The organism is Sphingobacterium sp. ML3W (assembly GCF_029542085.1).
Lineage (GTDB): Bacteria > Bacteroidota > Bacteroidia > Sphingobacteriales > Sphingobacteriaceae > Sphingobacterium.
In genome coordinates this window covers 404,415-425,312 of sequence record NZ_CP107036.1, presented here as the reverse complement: position 1 = coordinate 425,312, position 20,898 = coordinate 404,415, and the positions used below count along the sequence as shown (strand labels likewise).

Here is a 20,898-nt window from a genome sequence, read left to right as displayed (position 1 = left end):
AAGGTTAATTGGTAAGATTTATAGCTGGATAAAATTGGTATCCCAGCATTACAACCATATTAAAGGATTACGGATGGGCAAGTTACGAATGACCTCTTCCTCTTTGGGATTATGATCGAGCTCAACCCAAAGTTTCAAATAGCTGCCGTCTTGGTAAGCGGTTGCAGCAAAGATAAGAGCAGGTTGAGCAATAGGCCATTGCTCCCAGTACATCACGTCTTTTTGATAAGGCCATTTGTTCTTATCATTAATATAAGGTATCATAAAATCCACCCCTTTTTTGATTGTACGTCCATCGGGTAACGTATATTGCCACAACGGTTCATTTGTTGTAGACAGGATATGGCAAATCATGGTCATGGCATCTAGATTAAAGAGGGAATATCCAAAAGGCTTGGTCCGTTGGAGCTCCCGGGGAAAGCTACCATCTTTTTCCATCTGGCTGGGTAATAAAATTTGCTGGTAGCGTTCAGCACACATCTTGAGCAAAGCTGTATCCTGCACTAGACTGGCAAAGGATGCGACCTGCATAACCCAACAGGTGCCATGATTGTTTGCTGCATTCATTTCGTCTTTACCATATTGGTGCTCAGTCAACCAGCGCAGATATGTTGCAAACCAACGATGTATAGCATCTTTGGTTGACTGTGGAAAGTTTGGATCATTTTCGAGCACTTTGACGCCCTGCGCCACTTCCATTAAATGAATGGTATCAATAATGCCGATACCGCGACCTGTAAATCGTCCTTGTACTGCTTGGGCATACAGCAGATTTGGATTCATCATCGTCTCCGAGTCGACAAACCAAGCTTTCAAATGAACCAACGCCTGCTGCACATATTTTTTATCCGGATTCAAACGGTAGGCCGAAGCTAGGGCGCCGATAATTCGACTAAAACGGATCATGGCTTTTCGATGGTCAACAAAGTTGGCTGGATTACTCATACCATCCCGTTGGACATAGGGGGCACCAGCATCCATTGGATCTGGCCACCAATAGTCGCCTTCCGAGTAAAAGTCATGAATACCACCGCTACTTCGAACTGCAGGGTAAGCCGTCACGGTCAAGGGCTTTTGCTTCATGGCCCATTTTGATTGCTTTTTTATAATAGGACGCAAAACCGTCATGATTTTACTCTTGAAAGATCCATTGGGTTCATTCGCCTCAACGAATAGGGGGAGCAGCACAATCCCAATAAATGTGCAGGCTAGTCTGAAGATTGATTTTAAATTCATTTCCTTAGATTTTTATATGCTATATCGGGATAATTCGGTACTCCTTGCCCTTGACTGTTTGAAATTCAATTTCAAAAGTTTCTTTGATTGATAAAGGCGATAATTTTTCGCGGTCAAGGATATGGTATTTCAATGAACCTGGTTTGTATAGCAATTCATTTTCAGCCCCATTGACTTTATTCCCATTCGTTCCAATTACCTTCACTGGCATAGAGGTGCGCAACTTGCATATTCCACCTATATTGGAAACGATGCGTGTCTGTTGCAATTTATTATCCTTCCAATCGATGTCTACTGTAAAGTTTCCCCTTGCCTTAATTCCCTTGATATGCCCTATCGACCACTCATCGGGCAGCGCTGGCAATAGATGAATAGCACCATCGTGACTTTGCAAAAGCATTTCAGTCATTCCTGCCGTTGCGCCAAAATTGCCGTCGATCTGAAAAGGAGGATGTGCATCAAATAAGTTCGGATAAGCACCACCACCGCTCATCTGAGCGCGATCCAGTTTGGGATCAATAAAGTTCAGTGCATCCTTAAGAATTTTATACGCGTGGTTTCCATCCTGTAATCTTGCCCACCAATTTGTTTTCCAAGCCATCGACCAACCTGTACTCACATCACCACGCAAAAGCAGTGATTTTTTTGCCGCAGCGGCCAATTCACTATTTTCTGTAACGCTAATCTGGTTACCAGGATAGAGTCCAAAAAGATGCGAAATATGTCTATGCTGATCTTTGGGATCATCCCAATCTTTAAACCATTCTTGCAGTTGACCATACTGTCCAACCTGATAAGGATATAATTTTGCACTCGCCTGTTCTAATGTCGATTTAAACTCAGGGTCGATCTGCAGTACATCGCAAGAGCGAATAACCGCAGTAAATAACTCGCGGATAATGGCCATATCCATCGTGGATGCCATGGTCAATTGATATTCCTTTCCTGCTATTTTAATTGTATTTTCAGGTGATGTAGAAGGGTTTGTTATCAAATATTTATTTTCAGGATCAGCGATCAGCCAATGCAACATAAACTGAGCCGCCCCCTTCATCAGTGGATAGGCTTTATTTTGGAGAAAAGATTTATCTCCTGTAAAACGATAATGCTCCCACAGATGTGTGCTGAACCATGCAGCGGCCATTGGCCATGCAGACCATCGTGGCATACCTTTAGGATCCCAGTCATACCCTCCCGGAGGAGAGGTCTTGGCCCATAAATCCGAATTATGGTGAACTACCCACCCCTCTTTAATATTGTAATTTACAGCTGCAGTTTGAGCTCCATTGATCGCCAGTTCCTCCATAAAATCAAATAGGGGCTGATGGCATTCGGACAAATTGGTATTTTCTGCCAGCCAATAATTCATTTCGGTATTGATATTCGTGGTGTAATTACTTCCCCAAGGCGGCTGTACATGATCATTCCAAATCCCCTGTAAATTGGCGGGTCTTCCACCTTGTCTCGAGCTTGCGATCAGCAGGTAACGTCCAAAATGATAATACAAAGTCAGTAAATCCAGATCTGTAGGACCTTTTGAAAATTGCATAATCCGCTGGTCGGTCGGCAAATTTACATGTGTTGAAATTCCAGCCAGTTCAAAATCTACCCTGTTAAACAGCGATCTATAATCCTTCTGATGATCAGCAAGCAGTGTTGTAAAGTTTTTTACCGCGACCTGTTTCATTAAACTGCTAACTGTCGCTTTTACATCTTTTCCAGCTTGGCTCGGCGATTTCTCGAAACCATTAAAGCTGGTCGCTTCTGTCAGTAACAATAGCACCTCATCAGCACCAATGATACGAAGTTTGTCCTTTTCTTGCTGTACCTTCCCTCCTTTTGCCTGTACTTTAACACGCATTTCGAAAGTCATCCCCTTTCCCTCAATGCTATCGTAAACCACCTGTTTAGGTTCGTAATCCCGATTGGCCACAAAACTGGGAGCTTTACCCAAAAGGCTTAGTACATCATTGCCGAGTGCCGAAACGGTACTTTTCAGTTTGCTGGTCATGGACAGATCCAAAGTGATCGATTTAGCTTTATTTGCTTTTAAGCGAATGACCAAAGCTTTGTCGGGGTAGCTGACAAAGCTTTCTCTTTGATATTGAACACCTTTATACGTATAACTTACGGTACTCACCGCCCCTTCCAAATCCAAATCCCGCCGGTAAGCTTTCACCTCTTTCTCCTCTTGATGAAAATCCAGCCATAGGTCACCCATGGGTAAATAACGTGCTGAATAAGGGCCTTGCATTTTCTTCCAGAGAACAGCAGCCTCTTCATATTTCCCAGCTAAAATAGCTTCACGTACTGATGGTAAAATTTGCGGACCATTGGGGTTGTTTCCAGCCTCAGGTTCGCCCGACCACAGGGTATTATCATTAATCTGAAAACGATCCCTGTTCACCCCGCCAAAAACCATTGCTCCTGTCGTACCGTTACCCAATGGTAGTGCCTCCTCCCAATATGCAGCAGGTTTATCGTACCATAGTTGGCGCTTCTTTTGTTTATGTTGTGCATGACCACAGGTAGCAGTGGTCATTATCCCGAGCAAAAGAAAAAAGCTCAAATTAGTGCTTAATTTTATCATCTCCCTATTTTTCAATTGTCAACAACGTACTTTTTAATTCGTCCATCCGTCCGGACACAACTGCTTTTCCTGTAGATAAGCGAAGCCGTATCAAGGCTCTTCCATTGTATGCCTGTACTTTTCTCGCCCCTATGGATGTTCCCTGATCAATGATCAGCTCACCATCTCCTGTAGCATCAAAATAGATCCAGTTTTTGGCATCCAGACAAAGAATACCATCTTTATCCAATACCTTGGCCTGCACCGTTATGATATCATCTTCCCGTGCAATTTCTTCAACCTGTAATTTCGCAGGTTTGCCCCAACGCTGTGTCTGATACACTTGTTCAATCTGATCTGTCATAAGCTCCTTCCCATTTTTGGTAACAGCTTTGATTTGATTTTTTCCCTCACGTAACTTCACCATCCAACGCAATCCAGCAGCGGGGAAATCTTGGCTATTTCTTTTCTTTAGCCCCTGACTTTCGCCATTGACAAATAGTTCGACCGCCTTTGCATTGGAATATACTTTGATCATCTTTGCCTCATCCGCCCCGCCCCAACGAACAGGCCAAGAGTGTCCGTAGATATGAAGCATGGGTTTTGAAGTCCAATACGATTGAAATACGTAATAGGATTCCTTCTTCGTAAAATCGCGTTCGACAACACCCTTCTGGTTGACATAGGGAACCGGATTATCTGGCCGAACAGGTGTCGAAAAATCTTTAAAGGGCCAATATGCGGTCCCCGTAAGCCAAGGCATGGTTTCCTGCTCCTTGAGGTGCCAATCGATCAAATTACAGATATAGCTTTCACTCCAGTCCCCATCCTTGGAAACTCTTGCAGCCCCCCCCACGAGGGATGCATCGCCGGCCCGTTCATCGGTGGCACCATCACCTTCTATTTTGGCTAGTGCCCGATCCGGATCCTCTGCATGGCGGCGAGCATGGCTATCTCCGCCCCATTCCACATGAAGAAAATGTTTGACCTTTTTCATTTCCTCTGCCGAGGCCGTTTTATAATCTGTATACACTCCACGATACCAACCAGCCCAGATAGAGGGTGAATACACATCAACAATATCTTTACAAAAGTCACAACGTCGTATGGCTGTTTTTCGACTGGGATCCAATTGGTGGGAAAGTAAATGTAATTCACGCATAAATGTCCTGATTTTCTCTTTGTCGAATTCGGGGAAATCGCCGGGCCAATCATTTTCATTACCGAGCCCCCAAATAATGATCGAAGGGTGATTATAGTGCTGCTCAATCATATTTGTCAACATCCGTTTCCCTTGTTGCTGATAGATTTCACCGCCCAAGCCACCACGGCACCAAGGGATTTCCTCCCAAACCAAAATACCAAGACTATCACAGGCTTCGAGCACCCGGCGGCTCTGTTGATAATGCCCCAACCGAATGAAATTGACGCCCATCTCTTTCATCATCGTCATTTCCTGTAAAATCTGTGCATCTGTCATTGCCGCTCCTACAGCAGCATGATCTTCATGACGATGCGTGCCCCGAAGCAAAAGTCTTTTCCCGTTTAATAAAAAGGGGCCATTATCTTTAAATTCTACATGCCGGAAACCAAAAAGGCTCTCTTCTTTAAATGTCTGTCCATTGCTTTTGACGATGGTTACCAAACGATACAAAGCGGGATGATCTGGGCTCCACAATTCAGGTTTTTTAACCGTTAATTTTCCAAAGTCAAGAGATCCTTCCACCGAACGAACAACCGGTGTTTGACTCAGTAGCAATTTACCTGAAGGATCATAAAGCTGTGTTTCGACATCAAAATTTGAGCTGTTGGATGGTGTTAATAGGCGACCACGGATTTGCAATATCCCCTGTTTTCCATCTGCATCCACTGTAGGGCTAACAAAGACTTTTTCTAAGGCCGTCTGTGGTACATATTTTAAATTCAGATGGCGATAGATACCACCATATAGGTTAAAATCGGATAGGTCTGAGGGAATCATTTCGAGGTCACGCGAGTTATCTACCCGAATTGAAACCGGTATCTTCCCTTTAAACTGTGTTTTATAGGCTTCGTTTTTTTTAAACTGTTCGACAGCCTCAGTAATATCCACTGTCCATTCGTCATAGCCGCCGACATGTTCCCCAACCTTTTGCGTATGGATATAAACCGTAGACTTTTGTCCTGCACCTTCAAAATGAAACAATGTACGACCATTTGGATACGGATTTTCAATGGTTAATGTCTTTCTATACCAACCTGGGCCCTGATAATAATTGACAGCTGGATCAACAGCATCTAAGGCATTGTAACAATGCGGCAAACTAACTGTTTGCCATAGTGGAACGGATTCTGGGTTGCCCGCCCCGACCGGCCGTACAGCTTCCCAAATGCCCCCAAGATCGCTCTTCAGAAAGTCCCATTCCCGGTCGATTCGCTTTGATTCCTGAGCCTGGAGCTGTAAAGCTCCAAATCCCAATAACAATGCAAGTATTTTATAAAACTTATTTTCCTTTATCATTAAATATGGTTCTCTTTTCTTAATCTTTGGATTCAGATTATTCATCCAAGGCTCCGGTTTTCATTTTCTTTGCTGTGGCTGTCTTCTCTCTTTCTAGTTTTCCAGCCAACTCAATTTTGATCACAGTTGCGACAGGATCAATTGCCTGTTTGGGAACTCCAATTTTGATCGCATCAGACTGCGATTTCACTTTAAGCGTTTTACCATTCGCTAAAAAACTGGCTTTTAAAACTTTATTTTTTATTGGAAGAACGATCGTTCCATCTTGAGGCCAATCAAATATGGTCAGGTAAAGCAGGGTCTTGTCGCCCTGTTCCTTCATTGTGCATCTTCCCCACTCAAAGGGTTGCAGCGGACTGCTTTTGGTTGCGTAAATTGCTTCACTGTTTATTTTCATCCACTTGCCTATCGTCGCCAACCTATCTATGCTTTCCTGCGGAAAGCTTCCATCTGGTTTCGGGCCGACATTGAGCAAATAATTCCCCCCTTTTGATGCGATATCAACCAAATTACGGATCAATGTTTCTGCCGACTTCCATTTCTGATCAGACGTACGAAACCCCCAGGTTCCATTCATGGTCATACAGGTTTCCCAATGCTTTCCTTCCAACTCGCTCCAATCTGGGATTTTCTGTTCTGGCGTCTTTGTATCACCCGGAAAATTTGGTCTTTTCAAGCGATCATTGGTAATAATATTGGGTTGCAGGCGCAGTTGTTCCTGTAACATGCTTGCCGCTTCATCGGTCATATTTGTTGGTGTATCCCACCACAAGACGGAAATATCACCATAATTACTCAAAAGTTCTTTCACCTGTGGTACAGATACATTTTTGATATAGTCGTCAAAACTCGCAGTTTCTTGCTTTGGGTCCCAATGGCCTTTATGTGCTAAGGTATAGGCATCTATTTTGGCTGAGTCAGGATTGGGCCAGCCTTCCCGCATTACCTTTCGAGCAGCTGAACCTCCAGGGTTATTCCAATCTTGTGCTTGCGAATAATAGAAACCTAATTTGACGCCGTACTTTTTACACGCTGCAGCCAAAGGCTTTAACAGATCTTTACCATAAGGAGTCGCATCAACCATATTCCATTTGCTGGTTTTGGTTTCGAACAATGCGAAACCGTCGTGATGTTTGGCCGTAATAATGAGGTATTTCATGCCAGCATCTTTCGCCATCCGCACCCATTCGTCGGGATTATATTGTACAGGATTAAATTGGCCTGCCATTGCCTGATATTCGTCAACAGGGATTTTTGAACGGTTCATAATCCATTCCGCTCCACCCCGAGCCTGTTCATGACCACGATAGACACCGCCAAATTGTGCATATACGCCCCAATGGATAAACATCCCAAATCTGGCTTCCTCCCACCATTTCATCCGTAGACTATCAGGTAGTTTATTTTCCTGCGCTATTGAAGCGCCACTGGATATTCCTGAGACCAAGAGTATCAGGAATAGTATTTTGTACATCTTGAGTTTAGTTTTCATGCCTATAATGGTTATATTTTAGAAACCTTTTGTCTGCGTAAATTTATCATTTCCCAAACTTTTAGCAATATCTACTTCGGACTGTGGTACAGGCCATAAGGTATCCCGCTCAGCAAATAAGCGCATTGCACCATCGGGATCTTTGGTTTTATCCATGACTTGTTTTATAAGTCCCCACCGCTTTAGATCAAAGTAACGCTGTCCTTCCAGCGCCAATTCAACACGTCGCTCGTGACGGATAATAGTGCGAAATTCTTCTTTTGTCAATCCGGAACTAAATTGCAGCAAAGGCATTTTCACATCTGCACGGGATCGTACCTGATTCAATGCATCGACGGCTGTTTGCTCAGGTCCAGCACTTTCGTTTTTTGCTTCTGCATACATCAGCAGAATATCCGCGTAACGAAGAAATACCCAATCTTGATCACTTTGTGTAGCGTAGCTGGTTGGCCATTTGGCTTCATTGATATATTTCCTGGGCAAGAAGCCCCCCTTAACATCCGCCGCGACAGGATCGAAGGCAGAGGAAGCTGTCGTTCCACGCCATACCCCCTGATAGATAATAGTTGCCTTCAATCGGGGATCACGATTTTCATAAGGATTTTTCGCGTCATATTTGGCAGAAGTACTAATATCTTTGCCATCAATACAATAATAAGAATCAACCAGATACCCCAGCGGTTGTACCGTCATTAAATAGGAGTACATCATATCTGCGGGGCTATACATATTAGGTGGTAAAAAACGCGCTGAAAACATAATTTCAGGATTACTATTTTGACCAGGTTTTCTAAATAAATCCCGATAGCCGCCTTGATAGATCGAAAATTTGTTTTCATCCATCACCATCTTTGCTACTTCAGCAGCTTCAGCCCATTTTTTATTTGTCAATAATACTTTTGCTTTATAACCGAGTGCAGCACCTCTGACAGCATGTCCTTTATACGCGGTATTTGGCAACTTTTCAATGGCATAATCAAGATCTGCTAAAACAGCTTCTAAAACTTTGCTCTTTTCAGTCCTTCCCAGTCTAGCGCTGGCATCATCCAAACCCAGGGGCTCAAGTGTCAGTGGCACATCACCGTAGAGATTGGTCAGTAAAAAATAATAATGCGCGCGAATGAAACGGGTTTCGGCTTTATAGCGATCCCGATCCTGCTGGCTCATGCTGGTGATACGGTCTATATTGGCAATCAATTTATTACAGGCTGCGATTGCTTGATAGGAGATCTCATAACCTTCCGCTTGCATACCGCCTGTCGTTGAGGTCAATCCACCTCTAGAAATTGTATTAAAATTATTGGATGTGCTGGATATGAATGCATCATCGGACAAGCCATCCCAGAACATGCTGGCCCCACCCCAGCCCCCCCGGGCATTGGAAGAAGATGTAGAGTTATATCCCCTACATAAGAATTCATATACGCCCGATAGTGCAAGGTCTGCATCCGCCTGGGTTTTCCAAAAAGTTGATTCAGGTATTTTATCAGTTGGGTTTTTATCTAAGAAATCTTTTGCACAGCTGCCCAGCGCTGTGGTAGCCGCCAAACAAAAATATAGATATGTTTTTTTTAGTTTAATTTTCATGATCTCATCAGTTAGAAGGTGATATTTGCACCAAATGCAAAAACTTTATTTTGAGGATGGGTTACATAACGTCCTGAGGTCGCCCCACCACTGGACGATACACCGCGTTCTGGATCTAAACCTGGGAACTTCGAAAAAGTAACCAGATTATCCGCGGCAAAATAAACACGGAGTCCCGAAATACCTGCCTTTGATAATGTATTCTGTGGGATACTGTAACCTATTTGAATATTTTTCAACCGTAAGAAAGATCCATCTTTCAAGAAAAATGTAGAGGCCGTCCGTACATTATTTGCTGCAGGCGAATTGTCCAAGCCTACAATCGGCAATGATGCATTTGGATTTTCCGGTGTCCAGGCGTCCATCCATTCTCGCGTGAAAGTCCCACCTTGTCTGAAAGGAACGATTCCCCATTCGCTAACAAATATTTTTTGGCCTTGAGATCCAAAGAAAAATGCCGTAAAATCAAAGTTTTTCCATACTGCGGTAGCATTAAATGAATAATCAAAATCTGGAAATGCCCCAGGTACTACAACGCGGTCATTATTGTCCACCTTGTTATCGCCGTCGACATCCGCAAATTTCAAATAGCCAGGTTGCGCTGGAACTTGTTGTTTTGGCGAACTTGCGATCTCTTCCTTCGAGCGAAATATGCCTACACTTTCCAGCAAGTAGAAACTACCATATGGTAACCCCTCTCGAACAATTGTATTTCCTGAAATACGTTCGGCCCCATATTTCATTACTTTATTGCGATTCGCCTGAATATTTCCATTCAATGTTAGTGAAACCTCCCCAATTTTTTCACGGTATTGAAGTCCGAGTTCGATCCCTCTATTACGCAAGGTTCCATAATTTACCGTCGGTGCAGTAAGACCGATATAGGAAGGGAATGCTGTCGATGATGACAGAATATCAGAGGTCACTTTATTGTACCAGTCAAAGGAGGCTGTCAACTTATTATTCCAGAATCCAAGATCAATTCCAAAATCCAATACTTTGGTACTTTCCCACTTGATGCGTTCATTTGCCATAGCAACCTGACGTGCTCCCTGCTGTAGGGTTTCTTCAAAGGGATAGGCAAAAGCTGAGCTGTAAACAGTTTGATAGGGATAGTTTCCGATATTCTGATTCCCGAGGGTTCCGATGGAAGCCCTAAGTTTGACTTCATTAACTGTCTCCTTAAGCCGTTCACCAAAAAAAGCTTCATCTGAGATCTTCCATCCTGCTGATACAGATGGAAAAAAGGCCCATTTTCGATTTTCGGGAAAACGTGAAGAAGCATCATAACGGGCATTTCCTTCCAACAGATACTTACCTTTGTAGTCGTAATTCAAACGTCCATAATAGGATCTTAGAGACCATTCATTCGTGATACCACTATTGGACTGTTGTCCTGCCCCGCCGCCATCCAATTCCAACAGATCCTTATTAGGGAATTGCAGTCGACTGCCAAATAATTTTTGCGTTTTGTTATATTCTGCCTGTGTACCGGCCAGTACTTTCAAATTATGGTCTCCAAATGATTTGTCGTAAGTCAGTTGGGTATATCCCACAGGATACACGTTATTATCATCAGTCACCTCCAATCCTTGTCCTCCGACATCCAATTGACGTGCTGGCAGTGCATCTGGTGTTGCCTGCCACATGTATTGATTGATCACAGGCTTGTTGGTATAGTTTTTGGTAAATCCATAGGTCAGACCACCACTGGTTTTCCATTCTAAACCCTCCAACAGTTTTACATTGACAAAAATATTACCCTGCATAAAGTAATTGTTCAGTCTTGTGAATGCATTTTCAGCAACGGCTACAGGATTTTTATTGGGTGACTGAAAAGGATATGCTCTTGAGGTATATCGCCCACTACCATCTGGAAGTACAGGACCATATAACGGAGATTGACTTATTGTTGACAGGAACTGATCTTCGGCGCCATTTCTGGGATATTTTCGATCACCGTAATTCAGCGTAATGCTTGAACCAAAACTTATTCTATCATTGATTTTTGAGTTCAGATTTAATTGGAGATTATATTTCTTAAAGGAAGTCCCGATCATAATATCGGGCTGATCAACGTAACCGAGGATAACGTTATAATTGGTTCCATTGGCACCACCGCTTAAACTTAAGTTATGTGTTTGCACCGGTACAGTTTTAAACACGGCATCCAACCAATTAAAGTCGGGATAAAGCGTTTTGTCTGTCGCATTTTTATACGCATCAATCATTTCCTGGCTGAACAGCGAATTCGCATTGGTGATCCCAGAATTTTTAGCAGCTTGATTATATAGCGTCATATAATCTACCGAATTATAGACCAAATCAGGTAATGCTGAAGCCTTTGTGATTCCAACATTGTAATCGTAACTCAGCTGTGCTTTTCCGGATTTACCCTGTTTGGTTGTCACGAGGATCACCCCGTTTGCGGCTCTTGCTCCATAGATTGCTGCGGAGGCCGCATCTTTTAATACCGTAATATTTTCAATCGCCTGTGGATTCAGGTTTTCCAGACTACCGGGAATCCCATCCACAATGACCAATGGTGCGGAAGAAGCACCATAAGAACCTAAGCCCCTAACTTGTAAATTCACATTTTCATTACCCGCCTCTCCGGATCCCTGTGTCACACGAAGTCCCGGCATACGCCCTTGAAGTAATTGTGTAGGATTAGTCGCAATTCGTTTATTCAGCACTTTTCCGTCTACTGCAGCAACTGCTCCAGTCAAATTGCTCTTTTTCTGTGTTCCATAACCTACAACGACGACTTCGTCCATTAGGCTACTTGACTCTTGTAGTACTAGATTGATATGATCTTTTTTATCAACAGCTATTTCTGTTTTTTCTCTACCAACTAGTGAAAAAATCAATACATCAATATCCTTGGCAAGAATCTGATAATTGCCGGATACATCTGTAACGGTTCCATTCTTTGCGCCTTTAATCTGTACTGTCACCCCTGCAAGTGGTTCGCCTGCAGGTGAGGTTACTTTTCCGGATATTTTTAGCTGAGACTGGGCAAACACATTTGGTGCAGCCATACTCATCAGCGAAAAAAAAAGCAAACCCTTCCCTACCGTTTTGGTTATCGGTGTTATCATAGTTCTCTTGGTTTATGTGGTTATTGTGAACTCAATAAATGAAACCAAATATCAAAAATAGTCGGTGTCTAGAGGGAGATTTTTCGTTCGAATAGGTGGAAAAAATGTCTTTTTTCTTGATTTCCAGCAGAATTAGATGGATTTTGAAGAAAATTAAATTTTCAATCGCTGTTTCATTCTTGACGATGGTATAAAAAAGTATTATCTATTCTTAAAAAGAAAATATCAACCTATTTACAAGTTGATATTTTCTTTCATTTAGCTCCAAAGAAGTCCGATATTGCTGTTCTAATACCCTGGATTTTGAGGCAGTAAATTTGTATTACGTGCGATTTCATCTTGAGGAATAGGCATCAGTGCATGAAAATCTTTTACTTTTGGCTGGCTTTCATAGGCTCCCTGCCTAGTAAATGCATCCACTACTTGTCCCCAACGTTTGATATCATACCATCTTTTCCATTCAAAAGCTAATTCAACACGACGTTCTTCCTGCACAGCTTTTCGAAAGTCTGTCTGCGACATACCCGTTGCCAGGTCGGCAGGATAATTCTGTACGCCCTGTGGCGTATACCTTGCTCTAGCCCGAACGGCATTTATATAGCTATAAGCCTTCTCTGTTGGTCCGCCTTTACTTTCATTTAATGCCTCAGCTGCCATTAAAAGAACTTCAGCATAGCGAAAGATAACATGTTTGATATCAGAATCCGAACCATCCGCTCCAGCATTCGTACCCGGATGCAAACACCATTTTGCGGTATGTATACGAGGCCATTTCCATTTCTGATAAGGTGTCATCACTCCTTTTATCGGTGTTTCGGTCAGAAAACTGATTTTCTTTCTGTAATCTTGATCAGAAAAGCTACCATACACACCATTTGATGGTACAATAACGCTCCATCCCAACATATCGGCATCCCGTACACCGGTCATCGGCGCCGTATAATCCTGGTTGGATGCATTTTCTCCGGTAATTCCGCCCAGAAAATCAACCACCCAGACATGTTCAGTCTGAAAACCAAGATCAGCATCCCATAGGCTATTATAATCTTTAACCAATGCATACTGGTATTTGTTTGCATCATTGATCACAGTCTCAGCCATCCTGGCGGCATCATCCCATTTTTTTAAGACCATATAGACCGAAGCCAACAACGTCTGAGCGGCTCCTTTGGATGGTCTCGCTTTGTTGTTATTGGCATAGGTATCCGGCAGATTCGCTATTGCGTATTCGCAGTCTGCGATAATATTGTCATAAACCTTTGCTGCCGGAGTTTTGCTGATTGCAATTACTTTGCTTGGATCACTGACGAATTCACCCATATAGGGGATATCTCCAAATAGCTGAACCAAGTGATAGTAATATAAAGCCCGAAGTAGCCTCGCTTCGGCAATAAGTGCGGATTTTTTAGCCGCATTCATTGTGACGGCCGGAATACCATCTATGGCGGCATTTGCCGCGCCAATACCCAAATAAGCGGTTTTCCATACCGCAAGCAGATCCTGATTGCTCGCATCATGTGTAAAACTGTTCAACTGGATCCGACTAGACTGCGTACCAATATCCGCTATATCGATGTCATCACCCAATAGTTGCAGTACCATGGTCAATCGCCGTCCATAAAAATCTGCATTGGCCAGCAGCCCATAAATTCCCATCACTGAAGCTTCTGCATCCGCTTCTGTCTTAAAATATTGCTTAGGATCCAAAATACTTACCGGTTCCTCGTTCAGTTTGGTACAGGAAAACAAGCTGGTAAAACACAGCGTTGTAAGTATAATACGATATATGGTTATCTTTTTCATTCGTATGAATTATTAACAAGTGTGTATTTCGATTTGTTAACTGAAATGATACACTCTAATTATATATTATTTTATCTTTAATTCACTCATCATTAATACCTTAAAATATTATCCGTGCTATTAAAATCTCAGATTTAGGCCAAGTGTATACGATTTAATATTGGGGTAGCCCATGTAATCTAATCCGACATTTCGGTTAGAGTCCTGATAGCTTACCTCAGGATCAAAACCCGTGTAATTGGTCCATGTCCATATATTTTGTGCACTGACATATATTCTTAAATATTTTAGATGAATTTTTTCGAGTGACTTTTCTGAAAAGTTATAGCCAAGAGCAAGATTCTTTAATCGGAGGTAAGAGCCATCTTCCACCCAGCGCGAGGAAACTTCGGGATTGTTGGTTGAGCTTGCCCTTGGTACGTCAGTATTGGTATTTTCGGGTGTCCAGCGCCGTAGTGCATCCTTTGTAGCATTTCCTTTTCCGGCCATCCAGTCCAGTTCCATTCGTGTGATGTTCAACATATCATTGCCATAACTTCCTTGCATAAAAATATTCAGATCAAAATTCTTATACTTAAAATCATTGTTAAAACCGAAGGTGAAATCAGGATTTGGATTGCCTATAATCGTACGGTCGTCAGCATTGACAACACCATTTGCACCGGCGATCAATTGATTATTTTTATCACGCCCAAATAAATCCTTATAGCGAATATCTCCAGGTTTCTTATTTGGTTGTGCGCTAAAATCATCGCCCTGCTGATAAATTCCATCTGTCACCCATCCAAAAAATGCGCCGAGTACCTCTCCTTCACGGAGCAGCTGCGAATCCGTTGAAAGCATGTGACCAGGGATTGTATTATATCGAATCTCGCCTCCAGGAAGCTGCAAAATCTTGTTGCGATTGAAACTGATGTTAAAATCTGTTTTCCATCCAAAGGCGCCATTGAGATTGGTTGTCTGCAAACCAAATTCCCAACCTTTGTTTTGTACACTTCCTACATTCTGAAGCGCTGTAGTAAAACCCGAATAGAGCGGCAGTGGCACCTGATACAAGAGATTGATCGTTTTTTTGTAATAATAGTCTACTGATAGGTTGATTCGGCTCTTTAGAATGCCGATATCCAATCCGGCGTCTGTCTGTTTGGTCGTTTCCCAAGTCAGATTCGGGTTGGCAACATTCGTGGGACGCACTGCATTAACTGGACTTCCACCCATTGTTGTCAAGGTAGGTGAGAATCTAGCCAAAGATTGGTAGGAACCAATTTCCGAGTTTCCGGTTTCACCATAACTTGTTCGCAATTTTAAATTGCTCAGCCAATCGATCGATTTCATAAACGGCTCCTGGCTCACATTCCAGGCGAGTGCTCCCGAAGGAAAGAAAGCCCATTTATTATTATCTCCAAATTTGGAAGAGCCATCGTACCTTCCTGTCGCGGTAACGAAATAGCGATTCTTATAATTATAATTCAACCTACCATAAAAGGAAGACATTACCCAATCTTCAAGATTCGAAGATGCATTTTGATAATTGGAACCAGCACCTAGATTCCAATAGCTAAAGCTGTCTGAAATGAAATTTCGATTATTCGCCTGCCAGGTTTCATTTCTAGAACTCTGATAGGAATAACCAGCCATCGCATTCAGATTATGGTTTTCGTGAAAGGTTTGTGTATATGTCAGGAAGTTTTCATTGATCAAATTGGTATTTTTATGTGCCGCGATCGATCCAACTCCACCGAAATTTCTTCCTTCGACAAGTTCTTTTGAGACATAATTACCTGTACGTTGATTACTGACCTGTACACCAAAGGTGCTACGAAAGATCAAATTTTTCAGAATCCCCAACTCCACAAATCCATTCCCCTGAAACAGATCTGTAATCACCTCGTTTTTCCTTTCCATCGCAGCAGCCACCGGATTATCGTGTGGGTCACCGAACTGCTTCAAGGTGTATTTTCCTTCCTCATTGTAAACTCCCTGTGTAGGTTCAAAACGCAAGGCTGCGGAGATCACCCCTGCACCTGTCGTTCCGCTACTTCCTTCCTGTGTCCTTACACCGTTTAATTTATTGCGATTAAACAGCAGTCTGGTTCCGATTTTGATGCGATCAGAAACCTTCATTTCTAAATTTGAAGTCCCAGAGAGTCTTCTAAAATCGGAATTGATCACAGTTCCCTTTTGTCCAAAATGACTGACGGAAGTATAATACCTTATATTGTCACTGCCTCCCGACACGGAGACTTGATTATTCAACTGATTTCCATTTCTAAAAATAAGGTCCTGCCAATCGGTTCCTTCACCCAGGGATCCCGGATCTTTAAATGGTAGATTATTGTTCCCAGCATTCGTATAGGTATCGTTAATATAGGCGGCAAATTCCGAAGCATTTAATAGCGAAAGGCGCTTTCCTATTTTCTGTGAGGCAAAGGAATTATTTAATTCAATAACAGGTTTGCCCGAGCGTCCTTTTTTCGTTGTTATCATGATCACGCCATTGGCCCCTCTGGAACCATAAATAGCTGTTGCAGAAGCGTCTTTTAATACTTCTATCGATTCAACATCTTCAGGAGCTGGAGCCGAACTGCCGGGGAAGCCGTCAACCACATACAATGGATCACTACTTGCATTGATGGAACTACCACCTCTAATCCGTACACGAGGAGCTTTACCGGGTTCTCCATTCGTACTGGTCACTGAAACCCCTGGAGCTCTTCCCTGTAAGGCTTGCGCGGTACCTGCCAAGGGGAACGCACTAATTTGATTCGCGTTAATGGAAGACACGGAACCTGTTAAATCACTTTTTCGCTGTGTTCCATACCCCACGACGACGACCTCATCCATAAGTGACTCGTTCGATTGAAGGACAATTTCTATGGTCTTTTGATTTGTAGTAAGTTTAATTTCCTGCCCAGCGTAACCTATGGACGAAAAAATTAATGTTGCATGGGAGGGTGCCTTAAGTATAAATTCTCCTTTATCATTCGTTTGGGTACTCCGACCAGCGACTCCTTTTACACTTATGGAAACACCCTGCAATGCAGAATTTTCTTTGTTTAAAACCTTACCTCTGATTTCTGTTTCTTCCTGATTAATTTGATGATAGATACCTCTGTCTTCGCCTTTAGTTATCCCCAATGATAATCCAGGTGACAAAAATATTGCCATGGAAGCATAGGGAATAAGCGCACAGGGCCCTCTTCTGAAAAGCTTTGATTTCATAATTTTACTGTTTAGTGTTTTTGGGTTTACGTTTTAAATTGATGGATTCACTCCTTGAGCAATTCGTTTGAATCCAAATCTAATTTTTAAAGATTTGATCAAGTCATAGTCGCGTTTTGTTTGGTTATTTGTTTCCAAGGTAATTAAAAAACGAGTAGCCTTCAATGAATTGGGCTATTAAAAATGCGAAAACGATTTCGACTATTTAGTCAAAAAAACAAGCTTGAATGTCTATAATGACATTCATCTGCAGTAGGCATTCTCCCTTTTGCGATAAAATCTATATATTGCTTTTCAAATCAATTTAAAGTGAGGGATTCGATGATATCAAAAAAATATAGCGTTGCCTATATCTTTTGGTTTTGCGCTTTTTTTATGCTTAATATGAATACTGGCTATTGCCAGACAATCATACCTACAGGCACGCCTTTTGTAAAGCAATACAAAAAAAGCCAATACAAAGCGGGAAACCAGAATTGGTCTTTAGCAATTGATCATGAAGGACGAATCTACAGTGCCAATACAGAAGGATTATTGCGGTTTGATGGACAATACTGGCGCATGTACCCGCTCCCAAACCACTCGACTGTCCGCAGTGTAGCTGTTGATAAAACGGGAAAAGTATACACGGGTGGACGAGGGGAATTTGGCTATTGGACTTCAAAGGCTTTTGGAGAGATGAGTTATCATAGTCTTTCCAAGCTGGTCAAAGACAAGACTTATTTTCCAAACGAGGAAATATGGAAAATTATCGTTGAGGATCATCGTGTATTCTTTCATACTTTCTCCAAAGCCTATATATGGGAGAATAATACAATTAGGCCACTTACGGCTAAAGGTGAGCCTTTTTTATTTCCACATCAACTTAACGATCAACTGTTTTTTGAACAGCTCCCAAGTGGCCTACATGAATTCAAAGCGAATAAATTAGTACCTGTACCAGGCAAAGATATCCTTAAGGACAAAAATGTACTGGCAATATTACCATTTGATAGAAATAATTCAATTATCGCAACAGCCCATCACGGGCTCTATCTTATGGATTCCAGCGGAAACATCCGAACATGGTCAATTCCCGCCAATCCAATACTAAGTCAATCCCAAATCAATAACGGTATCTATTTATTTGGAGGGCAGTATGCGTTTGGAACCATTCAAAATGGCGTTATTATTATTAATAAAAATGGAGAAGTAGTCCAACATATCAATAAAAATAACGGACTACAGAACAATACTGTACTCAGCATTGCAAAAGATAAACAACAGAATATCTGGGTAGGGTTGGACAATGGGATTGACCGCATTGAAATCAACTCTTCTTTATCTTTTTATACCGATTTTGTAGGTAAAATCGGTACGGTCTATACGTCAATTATCTATCAGGGAAAAATTTACTTAGGGACAAATAAAGGCTTATTCGTCAGTGAATGGAAGGGATTAAACAATTACAATTCCTTAGATTTCACCCAGGTTCCCAATTCAAATGGTCAGGTCTGGACATTGGCCATATTTGGTGCGGAACTGATCTGCGGTCATAACGAAGGAACCTTTAAACTGGTTGGCGGGAAACTGGAAAAGATTTCTAAAATTACGGGCGGTTGGATATTCAAACCTATATTCGGAACAAAGAATATTCTTCAGGGGAATTATACCGGATTATCAAAGTTCATTTTTGATGATATGCAGCTCCGATTTGCACAGCAATTTTCCTCGATTAAAGAACCTGTTCGATTCCTTGCCCAAAAAGATAATCATTCCTTCTGGATTGGGGATTGGGGACAAGTGCAGCTGATTGATCTTGACCCAAGTTTCCAACAAGCACAAATTCAATTTACCTCAAAGCAAGATAGTCTTGCTTCCAAAAGAAGATTTACGGGCATTTACACATTAGAAAACAATCTTGTTTTTGCGACTGATAGTGGATTCATGCAGTTTGATAATATCGTCAAACGCTTTAGCTATGCCAACGAATTAAATAATGCGTTAGGAAGTTATAAGAATGCAAATAAGGTCATCCCAATCAATACCAACAGTTATTGGTTTATTCAGAGAACAAAAATCGCCAAGGTAGATTTTGATAGTAAAGGAAAGCTTAAAATAGATTCCAATTTACTCAGCCCCTTGCAAGATCGCATGATGAGTAATTATGAAAACATCCTACCGATCGAAAATCATTATTATCTCATCGGATTAGACGATGGTTTTGCGATCTATCGGAATTCAGATCAAGACCATAAATACATATTACCTCCGCCTCAGATTGCGCAATTGACCAATCTCACAACCGGAGAAACGATTATACCGAATGGAGATCTTAGGTTGGCATCATCCGAGAATAACCTCAGGGTAAGTTTCTCAAGCCCCTATTACTCTTCTTCTCCCTTACAATATCAGTATTACTTAGACGGTTATTCAGATAAATGGTCGGACTGGAGTGAAACAGCTTATCAAGACTTCACAAACCTACCGTATGGGCATTTCGTAATCAAGATAAGAGCTAGAACCAATACCGGCTTGACTTCTGAAATACAGACAATATCTTTTACAATTAAATATCCCTGGTACCTATCATGGTGGGCAAAAATCTGCTATATCATAATGGTTACGGGATTGATTTATCTTATATATAATTTCAATCTTCAACGAGAAAGAAAAAGGCAGTTTCAAGCGAAGCGAAAATGGTTAGAAGAAAAGAAAGTTGCCCTGGAAAGAGATGCCGAACAACAGGAGAAGGAATGGATTAAATTAAAGAACCAACAGTTGGAAGCTCAGCTCAGCCTAAAGAACAAAGAGCTGGCCAATGCTGCGCTCAATATCGTTTATAAAAATGAAATGTTGAATAATCTGCATGATGAACTCAAACAGCTCAAAGATGCGGAAGGAAACAAACTCAGTTCTGACGAATTGAAAAAAATAAATAAGTTAATCGAAGACGCGCATAATGACGATCGTGACTGGCATATTTTTGAGAAAAGCTTCAATGAATCACATGAAAATTTCTTTAAAAAATTAAAGCAAGAATTTCCAGATCTCGTTCCCAATGATCTAAAACTATGTGCTTATTTACGGCTCAATATGTCCAGTAAAGAGATTGCTTCTCTGCTCAACATCAGTACACGAGGTGTCGAGATCAGACGCTACCGATTGCGCAAAAAATTGGGTATACCAACTGACAAAAACCTGTCCGAATTTCTGTTGGAACGTTAAAATTTCGCTACAAAGACTACATCATTACCACACAAGCGCTTTAGTGTAAAAACAACACTAAAGCGCTCTTTTTTTTGTATAAAAACAAACTATAAACAACTCAATATCAAAATATTAAAACTAAACTAAAATTACATTGAGAAAGTATAAATCCAGTGTAGTAGTGATGTGCAAACGTTAA

At 41.8% G+C, this 20,898-nt stretch carries 9 protein-coding genes; 1 reads left to right on the top strand and 8 read right to left on the bottom strand.

All coding sequences use genetic code 11. The annotated features are described in order from the left end of the window. Window positions 1-48 precede the first annotated feature (48 nt). The 8 genes from OGI71_RS01780 to OGI71_RS01745 all read right to left on the bottom strand — a co-directional run bounded on the left by OGI71_RS01780 (window position 49) and on the right by OGI71_RS01745 (window position 17,510). Window positions 49-1,236, bottom strand: a complete 1,188-nt coding sequence (locus OGI71_RS01780; RefSeq protein ID WP_282253589.1) for an alginate lyase family protein — start codon at window positions 1,234-1,236, stop codon at window positions 49-51. A gap of 19 nt (window positions 1,237-1,255) precedes the next feature. Then, window positions 1,256-3,826, bottom strand: coding sequence for a glycoside hydrolase family 95 protein (locus tag OGI71_RS01775; protein ID WP_282253588.1), 2,571 nt, complete (start codon window positions 3,824-3,826; stop codon window positions 1,256-1,258). A gap of 4 nt (window positions 3,827-3,830) precedes the next feature. Next, window positions 3,831-6,350 carry a glycoside hydrolase family 2 TIM barrel-domain containing protein gene (locus tag OGI71_RS01770; RefSeq protein ID WP_282253587.1) on the bottom strand — a complete coding sequence of 840 codons (2,520 nt, stop codon included), beginning with the start codon at window positions 6,348-6,350 and terminating at the stop codon, window positions 3,831-3,833. Continuing rightward, window positions 6,343-7,797, bottom strand: coding sequence for an alpha-L-fucosidase (locus OGI71_RS01765; RefSeq protein WP_282253586.1), 1,455 nt, complete (start codon window positions 7,795-7,797; stop codon window positions 6,343-6,345). Before OGI71_RS01765 ends, OGI71_RS01770 begins: the two co-directional genes overlap by 8 nt. Before the next feature lie 18 nt (window positions 7,798-7,815). Then, window positions 7,816-9,384: a RagB/SusD family nutrient uptake outer membrane protein gene (locus tag OGI71_RS01760; RefSeq protein WP_282253585.1), complete on the bottom strand. Its 1,569-nt coding sequence runs from the start codon at window positions 9,382-9,384 to the stop codon at window positions 7,816-7,818. A gap of 11 nt (window positions 9,385-9,395) precedes the next feature. After that, on the bottom strand, window positions 9,396-12,485 hold the full coding sequence (locus OGI71_RS01755) for a TonB-dependent receptor (protein WP_282253584.1): 3,090 nt from the start codon (window positions 12,483-12,485) through the stop codon (window positions 9,396-9,398). A 288-nt stretch (window positions 12,486-12,773) separates the two neighbouring features. Next, window positions 12,774-14,288 (bottom strand): RagB/SusD family nutrient uptake outer membrane protein, encoded by a 1,515-nt coding sequence (locus tag OGI71_RS01750; RefSeq protein WP_282253583.1) that lies wholly within the window; start codon window positions 14,286-14,288, stop codon window positions 12,774-12,776. A 120-nt stretch (window positions 14,289-14,408) separates the two neighbouring features. Beyond that, complete coding sequence (locus tag OGI71_RS01745; RefSeq protein WP_282253582.1) at window positions 14,409-17,510, bottom strand: TonB-dependent receptor; 3,102 nt, start codon at window positions 17,508-17,510, stop codon at window positions 14,409-14,411. A gap of 321 nt (window positions 17,511-17,831) precedes the next feature. On the opposite strand from OGI71_RS01745, the gene OGI71_RS01740 reads away from it, so the two are divergent. Then, window positions 17,832-20,717: a two-component regulator propeller domain-containing protein gene (locus OGI71_RS01740; RefSeq protein WP_282253581.1), complete on the top strand. Its 2,886-nt coding sequence runs from the start codon at window positions 17,832-17,834 to the stop codon at window positions 20,715-20,717. The last annotated feature ends 181 nt before the right edge of the window (window positions 20,718-20,898 follow it).